The sequence below is a fragment of the Bacillus sp. EKM501B genome, assembly GCF_011800505.1.
GTDB classification, from domain to species: Bacteria; Bacillota; Bacilli; order Bacillales; family Bacillaceae_G; genus Bacillus_A; species Bacillus_A cereus.
Genome location: NZ_JAALFZ010000002.1, coordinates 313,495 through 332,219 on the forward strand (window position 1 = coordinate 313,495; position 18,725 = coordinate 332,219).

Here is an 18,725-nt window from a genome sequence, read left to right on the forward strand (position 1 = left end):
TTCATCTCTTCCCCTCTTTTGTTATATGTATAAATAAAGCATGATACGTTGCCATTATCCCTTCATTTCCCGTGAAGTCTCTTTCGTATATGCGTAGCATCGCACGAAAGAGTGAGGGACTTTGACAATATGATCCTTCATTGCTATTAGTTGCTCCTACTTTTCGAATAGAATGCAGAAACTCCTTAACTTCTGTAAAACTCTCTATGTAATATGTTTCAGAAACATGCACATCCCCTGTTTCTATCTTACATATATGAAGCAACTGATCTTTTGAATAAAAACGTTGACCAATCGATGTTTCATTTTTTATATTTCTTTCTTCTTTCGCACGTTGGAACGAAGCATGCAATTCTTGAAATGTTTCATGTCCAAACGTTGAAAAGAGTAATATCCCATCTATAGACAAATGTTGAAATAAATTTCTTAACACTTGTTGTAAATTATTTAACCATTGAAATGTAGCATTTGAAATAATGACATCATATGATTCTTCTAATCGTAATTGCTCAATATCTTCACAGTGAAACGTTACATTTTTTACATTTTGTCTAGTTTGCGCAATCGCAATCATACTTTCAGCAAAATCAACTGCTGTAATATGTGCTTTCGGAAATAACTTTGATAATTGTTCTGTTACATACCCCGTCCCGCATCCCAGTTCTAAAATACGTATTGATGCCGTTTCACTATATCGTTCCTTTAAGATTGAAAGTAATGAATGTGCCATCTTTTTTTGTACATTTGCATATCGATCGTAAGATACGGCTGCCCCATTAAACCGTTTTTGTAGTAACGTTTTGTTGATCATGTCGTATCCCCTCTACAAATTGAATTATCTCATTTGCACAATATTCAAAATTCGTTACACATAATGCATGCCCTGCTTCACTTACTACTTTCAGCTCGCTGCTGCTATTCTCCGTCATACTACGTGCCGCAGACAATGGGCATATTACATCCTGTTCTCCGTGAATAAGTAGTATAGGTACTTTAATTTCTTTTAGTTCTTCTCTCATATCTGTTTCTATTAAATAATCCAAACCTAGTTGTAAAGACTGAATAGAATCACCTTTAAAACGGTCTACAATGTCTTCAAAGTTTTTATTCTCTTTTAGCTCATCTTTCGTAAACATATTTTCATAAAACCGCTTGAGCGTATCTTCTTTCCTTCTCGCCAAATTCCTTTTCAGCCGTTCTACATGCAAAGCATTCCATCCATTACTATAGTCGCTCGTATTTGTAAATTTAGCAGTCCCACCAATTAATACGATGCCTTTTGCCTGAATCTTTTTATAAGCTTCAACTGCTGCTAACGCTCCTAGTGACCATCCAACTAAAATTACGTTGTCGTTATGCGCTACATCTATAATTCGTTTCGCAAATTCACTTCGTTCTTTCACATTACGCCAATCTACGCATTGAACAGGATATCCTTTAAAATACGGAAGTACTAAATCCCAAATATTCTCTTCCATTCCCCATCCGGGGATAAAAATAATCTTTAGCTCGTTCATACGAAAATCTCCTCTTCTTTCGCAATGTGAATAATTCGATCAATAGCCCATTTTAAATCAGCTATTGTATGTTGCGATGTAACTGCAAAGCGAATTCGAGAACTATGAACCGGCACAGTTGGCGGACGAATTGCAATGGCCGCAATCCCTGCCTCTTGCAACCTTTTACTAAATCGTAAAGCATGTTCATTTGAACCGACTACAATCGGTACAATATGAGTTGAACTATTCCCAATATCAAAACCAGCATCCCTTAATTTAGTTCTGAAGTATTCTCCGTTTGCTATAAGGTTCTCTCTTCTTTCGTTATCTTCTTTTACAATTTCAATTGCTTTTTGCACTGCTCCTAACGTACTTGGTGGTAAAGCTGTAGTAAAAATAAAGCTTCTCATCATATTTTGTAAATACTCTATATAAATTTCATCACCTGTCAAATACGCACCATAACACCCTAAAGCCTTGCTAAACGTCCCCATATGTATATCAATTTTTTGAGCAAGATTTTTTTCTATATGAGATAACCCAGCTCCGCCGATTCCATATATTCCACTCGCATGTGCTTCATCGACTATAATGATTGCCCCGTATTTCTCTTTCAGCTGTACTAAATCTCTCAAATACGCAGTATCACCATCCATACTAAAAACGGTATCTGTTACGATTAATTTTCTGCTTTCAGGCGAAGCCATTTTCAACAGCTTCTCTAAATGATCCAAATCATTATGACGATACCTTTTATGCTCTGCCCCGCTTAATATGATTCCATCAACAATACTTGCGTGATTTAACTTGTCACTAAAAACAATATCGTGCCGAGAGGCCAAAGAAGATATGGCACCTATATTTGCCGTATACCCACTATTTACAATTAAAGCCCTTTCAGTACCTTTCCAGTCACATATGCTTCTCTCAACCTCTTCATATAATGGATGATTTCCTACAACGAGACGAGAGGCAGTCGCTCCAGTTCCATATCTTTTTGTACAGGCAATAGCAGCTTCTTTTAACCTTTCATCTCCAGCTAACCCTAAATAATTATTTGACGCTAAATTTAACATCCTTTTTTTATCTCGAATAAGCCAAGTCTCTTCTGCCTTCTCTGTTACATGCAAATCACGATACTGCCCTTGCTCATGTAATTGTTGTAATTTACATTGAAGGTGCGCCCGCCACGTTTGATTCATTTTGGATAAACTCCTCTAATTTTGAAATCATAATATGTTCTTTTGCAGATTCTAATACTTCTTCTTTCGTAAACTCACCTTCAAAGAATGGTAATAATCCTAAAACTGGTACCCCGCTCAGCTCTTCAATCATCTCTTTATTTTCTTGCACTCTTTCCATTTCACATTCTTTGCAACCTGATAAAATGACACCCGCTACGGTTAAGCCATGCGCCTTTGCATAAGCAATCGTTAACACTGTATGATTTACTGTTCCTAATGTAGGACGAGCTACTACAATAAGAGGCAACTGTAATTCTTTTGCAAAATCAATTACTAAAGCATCTTCTGTATATGGGACAGCAAGCCCACCTGCCCCTTCTACAAATAAGCTATTAAACTCTTTTAATAGTTCATTATAGTAATCAGTAATTTCTTTTAACTTTACTACTCTTCCAGCTCTTTTCATGGCAAGTCTCGGAGCAAGTGGTTCTTCAATAGAATAAGGGCAAATTTCATTTTCTTGTGTCGGCACACCTGATAATGCTTTTAACCTTGCCGCATCTCCCTCAGGGTTTGATGCAACATGCCCACTTTGCAACGGTTTATATACTCCGATGTTATATCCCAATTCTCTAAATACACCGGCTAATGCACCGGCAACGACAGTTTTCCCCACTTCAGTATCTGTTGCTGTTATAAAAAAACCGCTCATTATTCTCCCTCCGTAACATCCGAGATTGCTTTATACAAAATACGTAACATATCATCAATCTCCTCAATTGTAGAAGCAAGAGGTGGCATAAATACAATCGTATTACCGAGCGGTCGTAAGATCATACCCAGCTCTCTTGCGCGTTTACATACTTGAACACCGACTCTTTCTGTCCAGTCAAACGCTTCTTTCGTTTCCTTATTCTTCACAAGCTCAATACCAACCATTAATCCGCACTGACGAATATCACCTACATGTTTATACGCAAAGAGCTTTTCTAATTGCGCTGCCACATAATCCGTTTTATGTGCCACTTCTTCTATTAAATTTGTTTTTTCATATAGCTCTAAATTCGCGATTGCTACGGCACACCCTAACGGATTACCTGTGTAGCTATGTCCATGGAAAAATGTTTTTTGTTCTTCATATTCTCCTAAGAAGGCATTATATATTTCATCTGTCGTTACCGTAACTGCAATTGGTAAATATCCACCTGTTAAACCTTTCCCAGCAGTTAAAATGTCTGGCGTCACATTTTCATGTTCACACGCAAACATTTTCCCTGTACGCCCAAATCCAGTCGCTACCTCATCTGTAATAAATAATACATTGTACTTTGTACATAAATCGCGCAGTCCTTTTAAATATCCTTTTGGCATTGTAATCATTCCGCCAGCACCTTGCATTAATGGCTCTACAATGATGGCAGCTACTTCTTCATGCTTTTCTTTCAACAATTCTTCCATTTCTTCTAAATGGCTTTTTACAATTTCCTCCTTATTATTTCCGTAAGGAGAACGATATGTATATGGATACGGCATTTTAATCGCATCAAATAAGAGCGAACTATACACTTGGTGAAACAAGTCTATTGCTCCTACCGAAACAGCTCCAATTGTATCACCGTGATATGCTTCTTTTAATGTAACGAATCTTTGTTTCTTTGTTTTCCCTTTATGCTGCCAATATTGGAAAGCCATCTTAATTGCAATTTCAACAGCGGTAGAACCTGAATCAGAATAGAATACCTTCTTCAATCCATCTGGTACAACCTCAATAATTTTTTCTGCTAATAAAATAGATGGAACGTTAGCAAGTCCTAACATAGTAGAATGAGCAATTTTATTTAATTGCTCACGAATTGCTTCATCTAATTCCGGTACTTGATGTCCGTGAACATTTAACCATATAGATGAAACACCATCCCAATATTCATTACCATTTACATCGTATAGTTTTCTTCCCTCTCCACGTTCAATAATGACAGGATCTTCTTCTAAATAATCTTTCATTTGTGTAAATGGGTGCCATACGTAAGCTTTATTTTTCTCTGCTAATTCTTCATATGTATAAGATGATTTTTCAATCGTTTTACTATTTATTGTCACAATTGTCACCCCTAATGTTAACTTGTTTATAAATATAGTTAACATTAAATCCGAATGACTGTCAATTATTTTAAAATCAAATAGTTCTTAAAAAAGAACAACTTATCATACGATAAGTTGTTCTACTTTCCATGCTGTATCTTTCCAATTTCTAAAATAATTTCTTCATCTTTTTTCCCCGCTGTATCAATTCCAAGTTGCTTAGCGTGCTCAATTAATAAATCATGACGCTTCTCAAATCTAGCGGTATTTACTTCTTTCGTAACCTCTTCTTTTGTTTTCCCCTCAGTAGAAACTCCTAGTTTTTCTGCTGCTTTTTCCATTGATTTCTTCTCTTCTATTTCTTTTACTTTCTTCACTTCTGACTGTTGTATTTGCTTTTGTTTCAACTGCTCTGATTCAGCCGCAAAAGCTGTGTAAATTCCAGCACTTCCTCCAATAACTAATAAAGTGGTAAAAAGAATTATTTTTTTCTTCACTCTTTCCTCCCCCTTTCAAATTCATTATAACGTACATTTTTACAGCGTTAAAAACAATTATCCTTTATTTCCCTAAAAAAACATTTAATATTTTTATTGACATGTAAGATGAAAATATGATAAAAATTTAACTAACATCATATGAATCGGCGTTGATAGGATTTAGTAGTATTTCGATTTCTGATTTCAGAGAGCTGGTGGTCGGTGCGAACCAGTACAGAGCGAATTATGAATTACCCCCTGGAGCTTCTTTTACGAAACGTGAGGAGTAGTGAAAGACGGTTATAGACCGTTATGTCTAAAGAGTGGTGAAACGACACTGTTTCACAATTTAGGGTGGTACCGCGAATTTTTCGTCCCTGCATATATTGCAGGGGCGTTTTTTATTTTATAAGCGCATATCATATGACCCTTTATTTTGTGATACATTCATTTCACAAGCTAGGGTGGTACCGCGATTTCTTCGTCCCTGCATAATTATATGCAGGGACGTTTTTTTATCCAATCTTTTCCGTATCATATAGAAGAACAAACAATTACCGGTAATTTGTCACAAAATTCTAAATTTTAGAAGGAAATATACAATATTGGCGAATTTTATATAAAAAAGAGCTATTTCATATTACTTAGGAGGGGAAAACAATGGTTTCAAAAATTGAGTCTGTTCTTTTAACAATTTTTATCTTTTTCTGTATTGGTTTTAGTGTTATTCAATTAGAAGTTTCACCACACATCCCAATTTTATTTGGTATCGTTCTTTTATTAGCATTTGGATTCTTGAAGAGAATCTCTTGGTCTACTATGGAGAAAGGGATGATTAGTAGTATTTCAGCTGGTATTCCATCTATATTTATCTTCTTACTTGTAGGCGTATTAATTAGCGTTTGGATCGCAGCTGGAACTATTCCGACTTTAATGGTATACGGCTTCCAACTTGTATCTCCAAAAATTTTCGTTCCAACTGTTTTTGTTGTTTGTGCAATTGTTGGAACGAGTATCGGTAGTGCTTTTACAACTGCTGCAACTGTAGGACTTGCCTTTATGGGAATGGGTACTGCCCTTGGATACGATCCAGCTCTTATTGCTGGTGCAATTATTTCTGGTGCATTCTTCGGAGATAAAATGTCTCCTTTATCTGATACAACAAACTTAGCGCCTGCTGTAACGGGTGTAGATTTATTTGAACATATTCGTAACATGCTTTGGACAACAGTGCCAGCTTTCATTATTGCTTTTATCGCATTTTTCATTTTAGGAAGCGGATCTGATGGAAACGTTGATTTCTCAGCATTTATTAACACATTAGAAAAAAATACAACGATTTCTATCGTTACACTGATTCCTATTTTATTACTGTTCCTATTCGCATTTAAAAAGGTACCCGCAGTTCCAACATTACTTGCAGGAATTGTGGTAGGGATTATTATTCTCTTTATTTTTAAACCTAGCACTTCTTTAGCTGATTTAATTAAAATTATGCAAGACGGTTACGTTTCTAAAACTGGTATCAAAGATATTGATAGCTTATTATCTCGCGGTGGCCTGCAAAGTATGATGATGTCAATTGCTCTTATTTTTCTAGCTCTTTGTATGGGAGGATTATTACAAGGAATGGGTATTATAGCGCAGCTGATGAATATTATCTCTAGCTTCGTAAAAACTAGTACACGCTTAATTATTTCTACTGCTTCAACTGCAATTGGTGTAAACTTCTTACTCGGTGAGCAGTACTTATCCATCGTTTTAACAGGACAAGCATTTGCTAATAAATACGATGAAGTCGGTTTAGAACGTCGTAATTTATCACGAGTATTAGAAGATGCTGGTACAGTAATTAATCCACTCGTACCATGGGGTGTAAGTGGCGTATTCTTAACAAACGTTCTTAGCGTTCCAACATTCGATTACCTGCCATACGCAATCTTCTGTTTAGCGTGTCCAGTCGTAACCATTATCGTCGGCTTTACTGGATTCGGTCTTTCATGGAAAAAAGAAAAAGCAGTACCAGTTTCATAATATAACAAAAAGGATTACCAAATTGGTAATCCTTTTTATATTTCTCTACTATCTATTCGCTTTCTTTTTTCTAAATAACATAAGTAATCCCGCTCCAACAAACGCAAGACCAGCTCCAATTGTAGAAGCAATACTTGCACCTGTTTTCGGTAAATCACGTTCATCTTTTTCAGCTTCTTTATTTTCACTTACAGTTGTTGTTGTTTCTTTTGTATTTTGATCATCTGTTGTAGTTTGTCCAGATCCAGTATTGTTTCCATCTTGTTTTGGTTCATTACCATTATTACCTTCTTCTGTTGGTGGTGTTGGGTTTTCTCCATTACCTGTTGGCGGTGTTGTTGGATTTTCTCCACCACCTGTTGGCGGTGTCGTTGGATTTCCTTCACCAGTTTCTTTATCATCATTTTTCTTCGTTATATCAATTGCATATTTCGCAAATTCATTTTCAGATGGTCCAACATATGAAATCTTTCCATCTTTCTTTATATACTTTTGTGCATTTGGTGAAGAATCAAATGTTGTATTTAATTTATCTGCAACAATCGGTTTAAATGTCCAATTTTGATCAGCTGCTGGATCAATATCTTTTATTTTTTGCATATACTTCACAATGATTTGACGTGTTTCATCTTGTGATTGGTATACAACTTCCCCTTTACTTACACCTGGGAACGTTTGGCTACTTCCACGATAGTTATTTGTAGCGACGATGAACTCTTGCTTGTCAGCTACTAGCTTACCTTCATATGTCATATTTACAATACGATTAGCATTTGCATTTACAACTTTTCCATCTTTATCGTATTTCGCCGGTTGTGTTACATCAATTTCGTATTTTAAGCCATCTAAAATATCGAAGTTATATGTAGGATAGCCTATATTTACTAACGGCTGTTCTTCTGTTTTCTTTGGATCAATTTGATTAAACTGACCTGCAGACATTTCAAGCCATTCTTTCACTTGTGCCCCATTTACTTTTACAGCATATAACGTATTTGGATACACGTATAAATCTGCAACGTTTTTAATCGCTAACGTTCCAGCTGGAATATCCGTATAATATGTCGCACCGTTTCGGCCACCTGCTTTAAATGGTGCTCCTGCAGATAAAACTGGAATATCTTTAATCTTTTCGTATTCTGGTTTTTTAAGTTCTTGTTCTACATACCATTTTTGCGCATTTGTCACAATTTGTACGGAAGGATCATCTTGTACTAATGAAAAATAACTATTAATTGGTGCTTTCGTTTCACCTACATGTGTATTTACATATTCGATTGTCTTTTCATGTTCATCTTTAATTTCATTAACTAATTTTTGATCAGATTCTACTAATGGATTACCTTTACTATCAGCAATCGGACGAAGTTGCGGCTTAGACTGATCTTTTTGCACTTCCCATTTTCCGTTTACCTTTTTCAATTGCATATCAATAATACCTAAGTTACTACCAAAAACACCCGGCATTACAACTGGAACACCATTAAATACATCCTTCACTTCAGTATGTGAATGTCCCATTAATACTGCATTTACGCCAGGAACCTCTGTTAAATAATACGACGCGTTTTCCATACCAACGTTGTATCCACTTTTATCAACACCGGAATGAGCTAGTGCAACGATAACATCTGCACCTTCTGCTTTCATTTTTGGTACCATTTTCTTCGCTGTTTCAACTATATCTTTCGCTTTAACTTGTCCTTCTAAATTCGCTTTATCCCAATTCATAATTTGTGGTGGAACAAATCCCATTACACCAATTTTCACTATTTGTTTTTGGCCTGCTTCATCCACTACTTCTTTCTCTAAAATATGATATGGTCTATCAAAGTAATGCTCGTCATTCTCATCATTACCATCATGGTCATCTCTGTAGACATTCGAGTTAATAACCGGAATTTTTGTTTTACTAGTCACTTTCTTTAAATAATCTAAACCGTAGTTAAATTCATGATTCCCAAGAGAGATGACGTCATACTTCATTAAATTCATTACACGATATAATGGGTGTGTATAACTAGGATCCACACGATTCTTCTGATCTTTTATTTTATTTGCTACATAATCTCCAAGCGGTGTCCCTTGTAATGCATCCCCATCATCAAATAGGACAGAGTTTTTCACTTCTTCACGTGCTTTATTAACGAGTGTTGCAGTTTGTACGAGACCTACTTTATTATCTGTTTTCGTTTGATAATAATCGTAATTCATTAAGTTAACGTGAATATCTGATGTTTCTAGAATTCGTAAGTTAACTGTACTCTCCCTAGTTTGCTCATCCGCATGAGCTGTTGCTGGCAATACTTGCGGCGCTATAACACCAATAGCAAGAGTTGCTCCAGCTAGCATTTTTTTTGACTTTTTCACAAAAAATCCCCCTTATACAATTACCAGAAATAATGAAATGAATCCCTATCTGTCTCTAACCACATACCTTTTTTCTTCTATTAGAGACACAATTTTCATTTCACCCTGCGCTAACGAGTAGTCCCCTTAAACGCCCGATTGATGAAGACTATTAATTAATAGGAAATAAAGCTCCCACTCATTAAAGTTTCACCTTATCTGACATTATCATATATAAAGTTCTTTCCTATCGTCAATATTTTTTGACAAACTTCAACAAATTTTCTGTAAAGTTATTATAAACTTTTCATAAACATATAATATGCCCTTACATTGCTAATACTGCTGAATATGATACAATTACCAATTACAAGGAGGATGAATTTATGAAAAAAGTCATCTTAACAATTGTTTGTCTCCTCCTTCTGATCATTTCTTATTCTTATTTTGAAAAGAACGACGAGACAAAACAAAATGAATCTGAAGAAAAAACAGAAAAAACATCTGCCCCAAATTGGATTGATAAGCAAACAAACGAATCTTTTTATCATCTTGTATTAGGTGATTCACTCGCTAAAGGATATGGATCGACACAAGGTGGATTTGCTGAATTAGCTTCTAAGCAAATAGAAGCACAAATTCATAAACCAATTACAGTAGAAAACCTTGGGGTAAACGGTCTTACAACAGATCGTCTCGCTAAAAAAGTTCAATCAGAAGATGTAAAGGAAAAAATTAGAGCAGCAAATATAATTACAATTAATATTGGAGGAAATAATTTATTTCGTTTAAATCGTGATGTTGGTGTTATAGATGGTATAAAAATGTTAAATAAAGAAAAAGCCCATTTTGAAGCGGATATAAAAAGTATTGTAAAGACAGTTCGAGATCAAAATCCGGACGCTTTACTCATTCTCTCAGAACTCTATAACCCGTTACAACTCGATGACTCCATCGCAAGTTATGCAGATATGTTTTTAGATGGCTGGAATGAATCTGTTTATTCCATTTCCAAAGCAAATCAACCATCTATCGTTTTACCAATTCGCAAATTAATATCGAATGATAAAAAAGAGTTATTATTTGACCAAGTACACCCAAATGATAACGGCTATGCAATTATTGCCAATACATTTACAAAGCAAGTGTTATCCTACAAATATTAAAGCGACCATAAAACAATTCTATTTTTATAACATGTCTTTTTTGTTACAATGATAGTGGAAGGGGGCCTTTATATGGAATCACGCGAGTGGGAACGTATTGTTGATCATCTTCTTTCGCTAGTGCCTCTTTTTTATCGCAAATTTATGCTTCCTGGAGAATTTTCTTCTCAAAGACATATGCCGCCATCACATACACAAGTATTACTGCTTTTGCATGAAAACGGCACATTAGCAGTTTCCGAAATCGGCAAGCGGCTAGCGATTTCACGGCCTAACATGACACCTCTATTAAACAAACTTATTCAAGAAGAACTAATAGAGCGTCATTATAGCGAAAAAGATCGACGGGTCATTTTAATTTCCCTAACAGCTGAAGGGAAATTATTAGTAAATCAGTATCAGCAATTCATTTTAGACAAACTAAAAGAAAATTTCCAAACATTATCTGAGGAAGAGCGCGAAAAGCTCATTCATTCTCTTCAAACCATTCAAAATTTAATTTTGAAAACAAACGTATAAAGCTGCTTCTAAATAGAAGCAGCTTTATGATTCGTAATAATTACCATAGTATACATTGGAATATGGCCATGTTGTTAAATATGGTTTTTTTTCCTGTGTAGGCTGTTGTGTTGGTAATTGTGGTATTTGTGATAATTGCTGTAATTGTTGTTGCCGATATAATTCGTATTGTCTACTCGTATCATAAACCGGATAATAATTTACATATGGATATACTTGAGGTACGTAATAATAATACATTATCCTCTCCTCCTTTTTCTTAAACATATTCAAAGGAGAAAATGAATGTGACATTGTTTATAATTGTACAAGTGGTTCTCTCACTCGTTTCTTCCTTTTCTTCAAACGTAACTTACGGTTCTTTTCGTATAAATAATGCACAACGAAATATGAAATGAGACCAAACACAACTCCTAAAATCGTCATTCCAATTAATACATACACTTCACTTTGTAATAAGCTCTTTAATATCGTAAAAATGTGACTTGAAAACAAGTCCGATATCGTAAATGGTTCATGATGAATTTTCTGTACATGAAATGGATAAATCATTTTTCCTAGCGCATACGCAAGCGGAAATAAAAATACTGGGAGAAACGATATTTTCCCAATAATATTGCCAATAACTGCCGCAGGAAAAGATCCCTTTGCTAACCTGACGATTGGATAAAATATTACATATACGAGCGATGCCGTATAAATGACTAACATTTCTAAGCCGAATCCTATAGCAAACCCTAACGATACTTTCTTTGCGCCTTCTGGCGATCGAAGCAACTTATAATATTGAAACTTTAATATTCTCCACATCCGCTGGAAAAACGAATATGTTTTCTTAGTTGTTTTCACCCTCATCATCTCTTTAACTATATTTTTATATGTAGTATGTCCTTACACACTCTGAAAAACAAATTTAGTTTTCTCTTTTATTATAAATGATATCGAAATGGTTAACCAAATATACATCCGACATTTTAATATAAAAAAACCTCCCTTTTAGGAAGGCTCTTCTACATTTTTAAATAAACTCACTAATAACGCTTTTTGAGCATGCAATCGATTACCAGCTTGCTCAAAGACGATAGACTGCGGTCCATCTATAATTTCTCCTGTTACTTCTTCTTCACGATGGGCAGGTAAACAGTGTAAGAAACGATATGTTTGCTTCGCATGCTTAACAAGTTCGTTATTGATTTGGTAAGGTTGAAATAAAGTATACTTCTCTTCTTCGCCCTCTTGCCCCATGCTCATCCAAACGTCAGTATAAATGAAATCTGCTTCATTCACCGCTAATTCAGGATCATGCAAAACTTCAATTTCAGCTCCTGTTTCCTTGGCAATTGCTAACGCTTTTTTTACAATCTCTTCATTCGGTTCATACCCTACAGGCGTTGCCACAGTCATATGCATTCCGACTTTTGCACTCGCTAGCAACAATGAATGACATACATTATTTCCGTCACCTACGTAAGCCAATTTTATTCCTTTAAATGTATTTATTTCTTCGTATATCGTCATAAGGTCTGCCAATGCTTGACAAGGATGGTGATCATCCGTTAAACCGTTAATAACAGGAATACTCGATTCTTTTGCAAGCTCTTCTACATCCGCGTGTGAGAATGTACGTATCATGATCCCGTCAATATACTGCGATAATACTTTCGCAGTATCTGAAACGCTTTCTCCTCTTCCCATTTGCATCTCTTTCCCACTTAAAAACATACCATGTCCCCCGAGCTGTACCATTCCTGCTTCAAAAGATACACGAGTACGAGTTGAATGCTTATCAAAAATAAGCCCTAATATTTTGCCTTGTAATAAAGGCTCTTGCTTATTCTTTTTTAAATATATAGCGAACTCAATTAAAGAAATAATTTCTTCTTTCGTTAATTCTTCTAGTGTTAAAAGATCTTTCGTATTTAATTTCGGTACTTGTACAGTTGACATGAGACTTCCCCCTTATATGATTGATACGTTTTTTGTACAAACTACTTTTTTTATTATATATACTGCCTGTTCTAACTCTTCATTCGTGACAATGAGTGGCGGTAATAGTCTTATCACATTAGGACCTGCTTGTAATACGAGAAGTCCTTCGTTTTCTAGTTGTTCTATAAAACTTGCAACTTCATGCTTACACTCAATCCCAATCATAAGCCCCTTACCACGTATATTTTGAATACATTCGACATGCTGTAATTCCTCTTGCAACTTCTCTAATACGTACTCGCCTTTTTCTTGTACTTCTTTTAAAAACGATGGTTTTTTACTTACTTGCAATACTTCTTTCGCTGCAGCCATCGCGATGTAATTCCCGCCAAAAGTTGAACCGTGTGATCCTGCAGGAAACGACGCTCCGAGCTCTTTCCGGCCAATCATCGCTCCGACAGGAATCCCATTCCCAAGCGCCTTTGCAACGGTAACGATATCAGGCTCTATTCCCACTTGTTCATAAGCGAATAGTGTTCCAGTTCTTCCTATCCCCGTTTGTACTTCGTCTATAATAAATAAGGAACCGAACTTATTACATAATATTTCAATCTCTTTCAAAAAAGATAGATCAGCAGGTATTACTCCTCCCTCTCCTTGAACAACTTCTACCATTACCGCCGCAACTTCTTCATTCATTACTTCCTCTAATGCTTTAATATCGTTAAAAGGGATATGTAAAAAAGATGGAAGTAATGGACCAAATCCTTCTTTTACCTTATCTTGGCCCGTTGCACTCATCGTTCCAAATGTTCTACCGTGAAAAGACTGCTGGCATGTTACGACGAGAGATTTTCCAGTATGCTTACGTGCTAACTTTAAAGCCGCTTCATTTGCCTCTGCCCCACTATTACAGAAAAACACATAATCTAATTCTCTATTTTCTGTTAATAATGACGCAACTTCTTCTTGCAAGCTGTTTGTAAACAGGTTAGATATATGCCATATATCATCAAGTTGCTCTTGTACACCTTTGAGAACAGTAGGGTGACAATGTCCTAAATTACATACGCCAATTCCTGATGTGAAATCTAAATATTCCTTACCGTTATTATCAATAACTTTCGTTCCAGTTCCCTTTACAAACTCAATAGTTCTTCTGCCATACGTTTGAAAAAGATGACTCGTCATGCAATACTCACACCTTTCGTTACCGTCGTTCCAATACACTCTCCCGTAACCTCAGTAAAATCTTTTGTACCATTCACAATACTTATCTTTTGCACTCCCATTTTTAATGATGCTAGTGCCGCCTGTACTTTCGGAATCATCCCACCTGTAATAACACCTGTTTCTATAAAAGTAGCAATTTCAGATTCATCCGTTTCCTTTACCAAATTCCCTTCATGTAATATTCCATCTACATCCGTAATAAAAATAAGCTCTTTTGCCCCTAACGCAGCCGCAATCCCAGCTGCAGCATTGTCCGCATTTATGTTATAAACTTCATTACCATTTACCCCGATTGGAGCAATAACAGGAATATACTCCATATTCATTAATCCTTTTAATAAGGCTGTTTCTACATAACTTACTTCCCCCACATATCCTATCTCTTCACTGACAGGTTGAACTTGAAGTAAATTGCCGTCACATCCTGAACAACCTACCGCAAGTAAATTATGCTTTTGTAAATTCATTACGAGTTTTTTATTCGTACTTCCGCATAGCACCATTTGAACAACATCCATAACTTCTTTTGGTGTTACGCGTAATCCATCTCTTTTTTCTACGTTGATGTTACAATCTTTTAATTTGGCATCAATTTCTGGCCCACCACCATGAACAATCACTACTTTATACTTCTGTTGCAATTTCTTTATACATTCAAAAAACACAGCTTTTAATTGATTCAACATACTACCGCCGCATTTCACTACAATATATTCGCTCATCTTCTCTCTCCTTATGTACGATAACAAGCGTTTATTTTCACATATTCATAGCTTAAGTCACAGCCCCAAGCTGATCCTGTCTCTTCTCCTAAGTGTAAGTACACATTAATGACTATTTCATCTTCTTGTAATCTCTCTTTCATTTCTTCTTCAGAAAATGTTTGAGGCTCACTATTTTTTAATACCAATATAGATTGAAGAGTAATGTCAATTGTATTCGGACTAATAGCTACTTCACTTTGTCCAATACTGCTAATAATTCGTCCCCAGTTTGGGTCTTCACCATGTATTGCTGTTTTCACAAGACTCGAACCGACTATTTGCTTTGCAATTTTTTTTGCCTCTTCATTCGTTTGAGCTCCTAGCACATTTACTTCTATTAACTTCGTAGCGCCTTCACCATCTTGCGCAATTTTTTTTGCTAAATCTTCACATACCTTCTGTAAAGCACATACGAAAGTTTCCCAATCTGTATGTTCCATATTTATCGGCCTTGTTTCTGATAATCCACTTGCCATAACGATGACCATATCATTCGTAGAAGTATCTCCATCTACCGTAATTTGATTAAATGTATGATTCGTAATTTGGGATAATGCCGTTTGCAATACGTCATGCTCTATATGAGCATCTGTCGTAATAAAACTAAGCATCGTTGCCATATTCGGATGAATCATCCCTGAACCTTTTGCAACACCCGCAATCGTCACTTTCTTCCCATCAATAATCATTTCATAGCAAGTTTCTTTCGTTATGAGATCCGTCGTTAAAATTGCTTCAGAAAAAGAATATGCTTCACTTTCTTCCTTCGTCGGTATAAGAGTTGCAACTCCCTTTCGGATTATATCCATCGGCAGCGGAACACCAATTACACCTGTTGAAGCTACTGCAACGTAATTTTCTTTCAATCCAAAATGTTCCGCCCCTAATGTGCGCATCTCGTATGCGTCTTGTAATCCTTTCATTCCAGTACAAGCATTTGCATTTCCACTATTAACGATAATTGCTTGTAACTTCCCTTCTGCCGTTATACTATCCTTCGTTACTTGCAAAGGGGCTGCTTGTATTTGATTCGTTGTATACACAGCGGCACATGATGCTGGTACGTCACAAACGATTGCCCCTAAATCCTTTTTCTCCTTTTTCAGACCATTTGCAGTACCAATTGCCGAAAAGCCTTTCGGCGTTACAATTGAACCATTTTCTAATTTTGTAATAGACGCTACTTTAATCATCATGTCCCCCTTATAGATAAAGCGGCATATGTTGTAAACCTGTTGTCTCTTCTAGTCCCGCTATTATGTTTGCATTTTGAATCGCTTGCCCAGCCGCGCCTTTCATCATATTGTCTATAACAGAAACGACCGTAACTCTTTCTGTTCTTTCATCGTAAGCTATGCCAATATCACAATAATTTGAGCCTCTCACTTCTTTTGGACTTGGAAATTTCCCTTGCGTACAAATTCGGATGAAAGGCGATTGTTCATACGTTTCTTCATACAATTTTTGAAGTTGCTTTATTTCCATCTTTTGTTTTACTTTTGCATAAAGTGTAATCATGATTCCTCGTGATATCGGTATTAAATGTGTGCTAAATGTAATTGGCTGTAATTCACTATTCCATTCTGTAAGCATTTGCTCAATCTCTGGAACGTGCTGATGCTGGTTTACTTTATAGATGTGTAAGTTATCGTATAGCTCAGGAAAATGAGTCATTGTTGTTGGTGTTTTACCTGCTCCTGATACCCCTGATTTCGCGTCAATAATAATCGAATCTTCTTCAATCCTGCTACTACGTACTAACGGTGCTATCGCTAGCAATGTGGCTGTAGCAAAACATCCTGGGTTTGCAATTAAATTTGCCTTTTGAATCTCAGTCCTTTTCCATTCACTTAACCCATACACTGCTTTTCTAAGAATTTCTTCTTTCGCTGCTGGCCTTTTATACCACAGTTCATATGACGAAGGATCTATCATACGAAAGTCTCCAGATAGGTCAATTACTTTTAAACCTTCTGCTAATAACTTGGGAGTTAACTCCGCCGATACTCCTGCTGGTGTTGCTAGAAATACGATTTCTGCTTCTTTCCCTATTGTCTCCACATCAATTTCTTGTAACGTATGAACGAGGACATTTCGAAGATGCGGATATACATTTGTTATACACTCACCAACTTGTGAAAAAGAATGAAGAGATGCTATAGAAAAATATGGATGTTGTTCTAATAAACGAATTAACTCAATGCCCCCATATCCAGTGGCTCCAATAATTGCGACTTTCATAAGTTCCTCCTCAAATCGATTCTTTAAATTAAGTATGATTATAATATTGTATATTTATAGAGTCAATTAAATATTTATAAATTTTACAAACTTAAAAAACTTAATTTTACTAGAAAAACAATATACACAACCGGATTTTTATACAAAAATAGTGCATGGTAGTTTTTTTATTTCACTTCAAGTACAATAAAACAATACATACGTACATACAGGCGGGAAAAAATATGAACGAAAAATTAATTGAGAAAATGATTATAAAAAGTTTTCAGCAATATCAATGCAGTCCAATATCAAAAGAAGATCAGGAAATGCTAGTGAAACATATTCAAACGGTGACTCATTCAAATATTGAAATTGATTTATACGAGGAGATTGAGGATATTGTTTATGATTATGTGACTGGAAAACAATAAAAAATAGGAGATTTCCATGTGGAAATCTCCTATTTTTTACTTAATGATTTACCTGCTACACGTTCAAATAAACCTGGAAATAAAGCATAAAGTTTCGGGCCAATTCCCATCCACTTCGGTAAGTTTACTTCACGTTTTTTCGTGTGCATCGACTTTACGATTTGTTCTGCTACGTATGTTGGTTTTAACATGTAACGTCCCATATTCTTTACATAGGTACCAGATTGATCCGCTATTTCAAAAAAGTTTGTATCTATCGGACCTGGATTAATTGCTGTAACATAAATATCTGTATTCGCTAATTCCATGCGTAAACTATTCGTAAATCCTAATACAGCATGTTTCGTTGCTGCATACGCACTTGATTTCGGAGTTGCAATTTTTCCGGCAAGGGAAGCAATATTAATAATATGTCCTTCGTTCTTGTTTACCATATAAGATAGTACCGCTTTCGTACATGCTACTAATCCAAATACATTTACTTGGAACATATCTTTCACTTCATCCATTGACGCATCTTCAAACGTTTTAAAAATACCAAATCCCGCATTGTTTACTAATATATCAATACGTCCCACTTCTTGTAATACCTTTGAAAAAACAGACTGTACTTCCATCTCTTCACTTACATCTAATACATAATAATAGCAAGGCGTATTATAAGTTTCTTTAATTTTGTCTACTAACGCTTGTAGTTTCTCTTCTGTTCGAGCCATTAATACGGGAGTCGCTCCCTGTGCTGCAACTTGCATTGCAACTTGCTCACCAATCCCACTAGAAGCACCTGTAATGACGATTACTTTATTTTGTAAACGTCCTGTCATTGCTGTCAC

At 35.8% G+C, this 18,725-nt stretch carries 19 protein-coding genes and 1 other annotated feature; of the genes, 4 read left to right on the forward strand and 15 right to left on the reverse strand.

Features of this window, described 5'->3' with window-relative positions; genetic code table 11:
* Position 1: 1 nt before the first annotated feature.
* From bioC to HFD78_RS06370, 6 genes are all read right to left on the reverse strand, one after another.
* On the reverse strand, positions 2 to 811 hold the full coding sequence (bioC, locus tag HFD78_RS06345) for a malonyl-ACP O-methyltransferase BioC (protein WP_000608908.1): 810 nt from the start codon (positions 809 to 811) through the stop codon (positions 2 to 4).
* Positions 777 to 1,517 (reverse strand): alpha/beta fold hydrolase, encoded by a 741-nt coding sequence (locus HFD78_RS06350; RefSeq protein ID WP_001004166.1) that lies wholly within the window; start codon positions 1,515 to 1,517, stop codon positions 777 to 779. Before HFD78_RS06350 ends, bioC begins: the two co-directional genes overlap by 35 nt.
* Complete coding sequence (bioF, locus tag HFD78_RS06355) at positions 1,514 to 2,701, reverse strand: 8-amino-7-oxononanoate synthase (protein ID WP_001077288.1); 1,188 nt, start codon at positions 2,699 to 2,701, stop codon at positions 1,514 to 1,516. Before bioF ends, HFD78_RS06350 begins: the two co-directional genes overlap by 4 nt.
* On the reverse strand, positions 2,667 to 3,395 hold the full coding sequence (gene bioD / locus HFD78_RS06360) for a dethiobiotin synthase (RefSeq protein ID WP_000012496.1): 729 nt from the start codon (positions 3,393 to 3,395) through the stop codon (positions 2,667 to 2,669). Before bioD ends, bioF begins: the two co-directional genes overlap by 35 nt.
* Entirely contained in the window at positions 3,395 to 4,828 is a 1,434-nt protein-coding gene (bioA, locus tag HFD78_RS06365) for an adenosylmethionine--8-amino-7-oxononanoate transaminase (protein ID WP_002103558.1), read from the reverse strand. The genes bioD and bioA overlap by 1 nt, the downstream gene beginning before the upstream one ends.
* Before the next feature lie 77 nt (positions 4,829 to 4,905).
* Positions 4,906 to 5,262, reverse strand: a complete 357-nt coding sequence (locus HFD78_RS06370; RefSeq protein ID WP_000726901.1) for a hypothetical protein — start codon at positions 5,260 to 5,262, stop codon at positions 4,906 to 4,908.
* 143 nt (positions 5,263 to 5,405) lie between these two features.
* Positions 5,406 to 5,626 (forward strand) — a binding site (T-box leader).
* A gap of 278 nt (positions 5,627 to 5,904) precedes the next feature.
* On the opposite strand from HFD78_RS06370, the gene nhaC reads away from it, so the two are divergent.
* Positions 5,905 to 7,278 carry a Na+/H+ antiporter NhaC gene (gene nhaC / locus HFD78_RS06375; protein ID WP_000253735.1) on the forward strand — a complete coding sequence of 458 codons (1,374 nt, stop codon included), beginning with the start codon at positions 5,905 to 5,907 and terminating at the stop codon, positions 7,276 to 7,278.
* 48 nt (positions 7,279 to 7,326) lie between these two features.
* On the opposite strand, the gene cpdB is transcribed toward nhaC, so the two are convergent.
* A complete protein-coding gene (gene cpdB / locus HFD78_RS06380; RefSeq protein WP_000748617.1) occupies positions 7,327 to 9,648 on the reverse strand; it encodes a bifunctional 2',3'-cyclic-nucleotide 2'-phosphodiesterase/3'-nucleotidase in 2,322 nt (773 codons plus the stop codon).
* A 365-nt stretch (positions 9,649 to 10,013) separates the two neighbouring features.
* Here cpdB and HFD78_RS06385 point away from each other — a divergent pair, with 365 nt between their 5' ends.
* Both HFD78_RS06385 and HFD78_RS06390 read left to right on the forward strand, forming a co-directional pair.
* Positions 10,014 to 10,793 (forward strand): GDSL-type esterase/lipase family protein, encoded by a 780-nt coding sequence (locus HFD78_RS06385; protein ID WP_000755850.1) that lies wholly within the window; start codon positions 10,014 to 10,016, stop codon positions 10,791 to 10,793.
* Positions 10,794 to 10,865: 72 nt separating this feature from the next.
* Positions 10,866 to 11,312, forward strand: a complete 447-nt coding sequence (locus HFD78_RS06390) for a MarR family winged helix-turn-helix transcriptional regulator (protein ID WP_000445819.1) — start codon at positions 10,866 to 10,868, stop codon at positions 11,310 to 11,312.
* A 24-nt stretch (positions 11,313 to 11,336) separates the two neighbouring features.
* Here the strand turns inward: HFD78_RS06390 and HFD78_RS06395 are convergent, their stop codons facing one another.
* From HFD78_RS06395 to argC, 7 genes are all read right to left on the reverse strand, one after another.
* Positions 11,337 to 11,552, reverse strand: coding sequence for a hypothetical protein (locus HFD78_RS06395; protein WP_000291957.1), 216 nt, complete (start codon positions 11,550 to 11,552; stop codon positions 11,337 to 11,339).
* A gap of 57 nt (positions 11,553 to 11,609) precedes the next feature.
* Complete coding sequence (locus HFD78_RS06400) at positions 11,610 to 12,170, reverse strand: DUF2062 domain-containing protein (protein ID WP_002005691.1); 561 nt, start codon at positions 12,168 to 12,170, stop codon at positions 11,610 to 11,612.
* A gap of 138 nt (positions 12,171 to 12,308) precedes the next feature.
* Complete coding sequence (gene argF, locus HFD78_RS06405; protein ID WP_000108850.1) at positions 12,309 to 13,259, reverse strand: ornithine carbamoyltransferase; 951 nt, start codon at positions 13,257 to 13,259, stop codon at positions 12,309 to 12,311.
* Between the two features lie 12 nt (positions 13,260 to 13,271).
* The gene (locus HFD78_RS06410) at positions 13,272 to 14,432 is read right to left on the reverse strand and encodes an acetylornithine transaminase (protein ID WP_000200558.1); all 1,161 of its coding nucleotides are present in this window, start codon (positions 14,430 to 14,432) and stop codon (positions 13,272 to 13,274) included.
* On the reverse strand, positions 14,429 to 15,196 hold the full coding sequence (argB, locus tag HFD78_RS06415; protein WP_000006080.1) for an acetylglutamate kinase: 768 nt from the start codon (positions 15,194 to 15,196) through the stop codon (positions 14,429 to 14,431). Before argB ends, HFD78_RS06410 begins: the two co-directional genes overlap by 4 nt.
* Positions 15,197 to 15,207: 11 nt before the next feature.
* Complete coding sequence (gene argJ / locus HFD78_RS06420) at positions 15,208 to 16,431, reverse strand: bifunctional glutamate N-acetyltransferase/amino-acid acetyltransferase ArgJ (protein ID WP_000598389.1); 1,224 nt, start codon at positions 16,429 to 16,431, stop codon at positions 15,208 to 15,210.
* A gap of 10 nt (positions 16,432 to 16,441) precedes the next feature.
* Complete coding sequence (gene argC / locus HFD78_RS06425) at positions 16,442 to 17,479, reverse strand: N-acetyl-gamma-glutamyl-phosphate reductase (RefSeq protein ID WP_000861251.1); 1,038 nt, start codon at positions 17,477 to 17,479, stop codon at positions 16,442 to 16,444.
* Positions 17,480 to 17,703: 224 nt separating this feature from the next.
* On the opposite strand from argC, the gene HFD78_RS06430 reads away from it, so the two are divergent.
* Entirely contained in the window at positions 17,704 to 17,892 is a 189-nt protein-coding gene (locus HFD78_RS06430; protein ID WP_001003222.1) for a YqzH family protein, read from the forward strand.
* Between the two features lie 29 nt (positions 17,893 to 17,921).
* Here the strand turns inward: HFD78_RS06430 and HFD78_RS06435 are convergent, their stop codons facing one another.
* Positions 17,922 to 18,716, reverse strand: a complete 795-nt coding sequence (locus tag HFD78_RS06435) for an SDR family NAD(P)-dependent oxidoreductase (RefSeq protein WP_000147792.1) — start codon at positions 18,714 to 18,716, stop codon at positions 17,922 to 17,924.
* Positions 18,717 to 18,725 lie beyond the last annotated feature (9 nt).

Excerpts from the sequence above, each read along its gene's own strand:
- bioC (WP_000608908.1), bottom strand. The coding sequence starts at position 811 with ATGATCAACAAAACGTTACTACAAAAACGGTTTAATGGGGCAGCCGTA.
- HFD78_RS06350 (WP_001004166.1), bottom strand. The coding sequence starts at position 1,517 with ATGAACGAGCTAAAGATTATTTTTATCCCCGGATGGGGAATGGAAGAG.
- bioF (WP_001077288.1), bottom strand. The coding sequence starts at position 2,701 with ATGAATCAAACGTGGCGGGCGCACCTTCAATGTAAATTACAACAATTA.
- bioD (WP_000012496.1), bottom strand. The coding sequence starts at position 3,395 with ATGAGCGGTTTTTTTATAACAGCAACAGATACTGAAGTGGGGAAAACT.
- bioA (WP_002103558.1), bottom strand. The coding sequence starts at position 4,828 with ATGTTAACTATATTTATAAACAAGTTAACATTAGGGGTGACAATTGTG.
- nhaC (WP_000253735.1), top strand. The coding sequence starts at position 5,905 with ATGGTTTCAAAAATTGAGTCTGTTCTTTTAACAATTTTTATCTTTTTC.
- HFD78_RS06385 (WP_000755850.1), top strand. The coding sequence starts at position 10,014 with ATGAAAAAAGTCATCTTAACAATTGTTTGTCTCCTCCTTCTGATCATT.
- HFD78_RS06390 (WP_000445819.1), top strand. The coding sequence starts at position 10,866 with ATGGAATCACGCGAGTGGGAACGTATTGTTGATCATCTTCTTTCGCTA.
- HFD78_RS06395 (WP_000291957.1), bottom strand. The coding sequence starts at position 11,552 with ATGTATTATTATTACGTACCTCAAGTATATCCATATGTAAATTATTAT.
- HFD78_RS06400 (WP_002005691.1), bottom strand. The coding sequence starts at position 12,170 with ATGATGAGGGTGAAAACAACTAAGAAAACATATTCGTTTTTCCAGCGG.
- argF (WP_000108850.1), bottom strand. The coding sequence starts at position 13,259 with ATGTCAACTGTACAAGTACCGAAATTAAATACGAAAGATCTTTTAACA.
- HFD78_RS06410 (WP_000200558.1), bottom strand. The coding sequence starts at position 14,432 with ATGACGAGTCATCTTTTTCAAACGTATGGCAGAAGAACTATTGAGTTT.
- argB (WP_000006080.1), bottom strand. The coding sequence starts at position 15,196 with ATGAGCGAATATATTGTAGTGAAATGCGGCGGTAGTATGTTGAATCAA.
- argJ (WP_000598389.1), bottom strand. The coding sequence starts at position 16,431 with ATGATTAAAGTAGCGTCTATTACAAAATTAGAAAATGGTTCAATTGTA.
- argC (WP_000861251.1), bottom strand. The coding sequence starts at position 17,479 with ATGAAAGTCGCAATTATTGGAGCCACTGGATATGGGGGCATTGAGTTA.
- HFD78_RS06430 (WP_001003222.1), top strand. The coding sequence starts at position 17,704 with ATGAACGAAAAATTAATTGAGAAAATGATTATAAAAAGTTTTCAGCAA.
- HFD78_RS06435 (WP_000147792.1), bottom strand. The coding sequence starts at position 18,716 with ATGACAGGACGTTTACAAAATAAAGTAATCGTCATTACAGGTGCTTCT.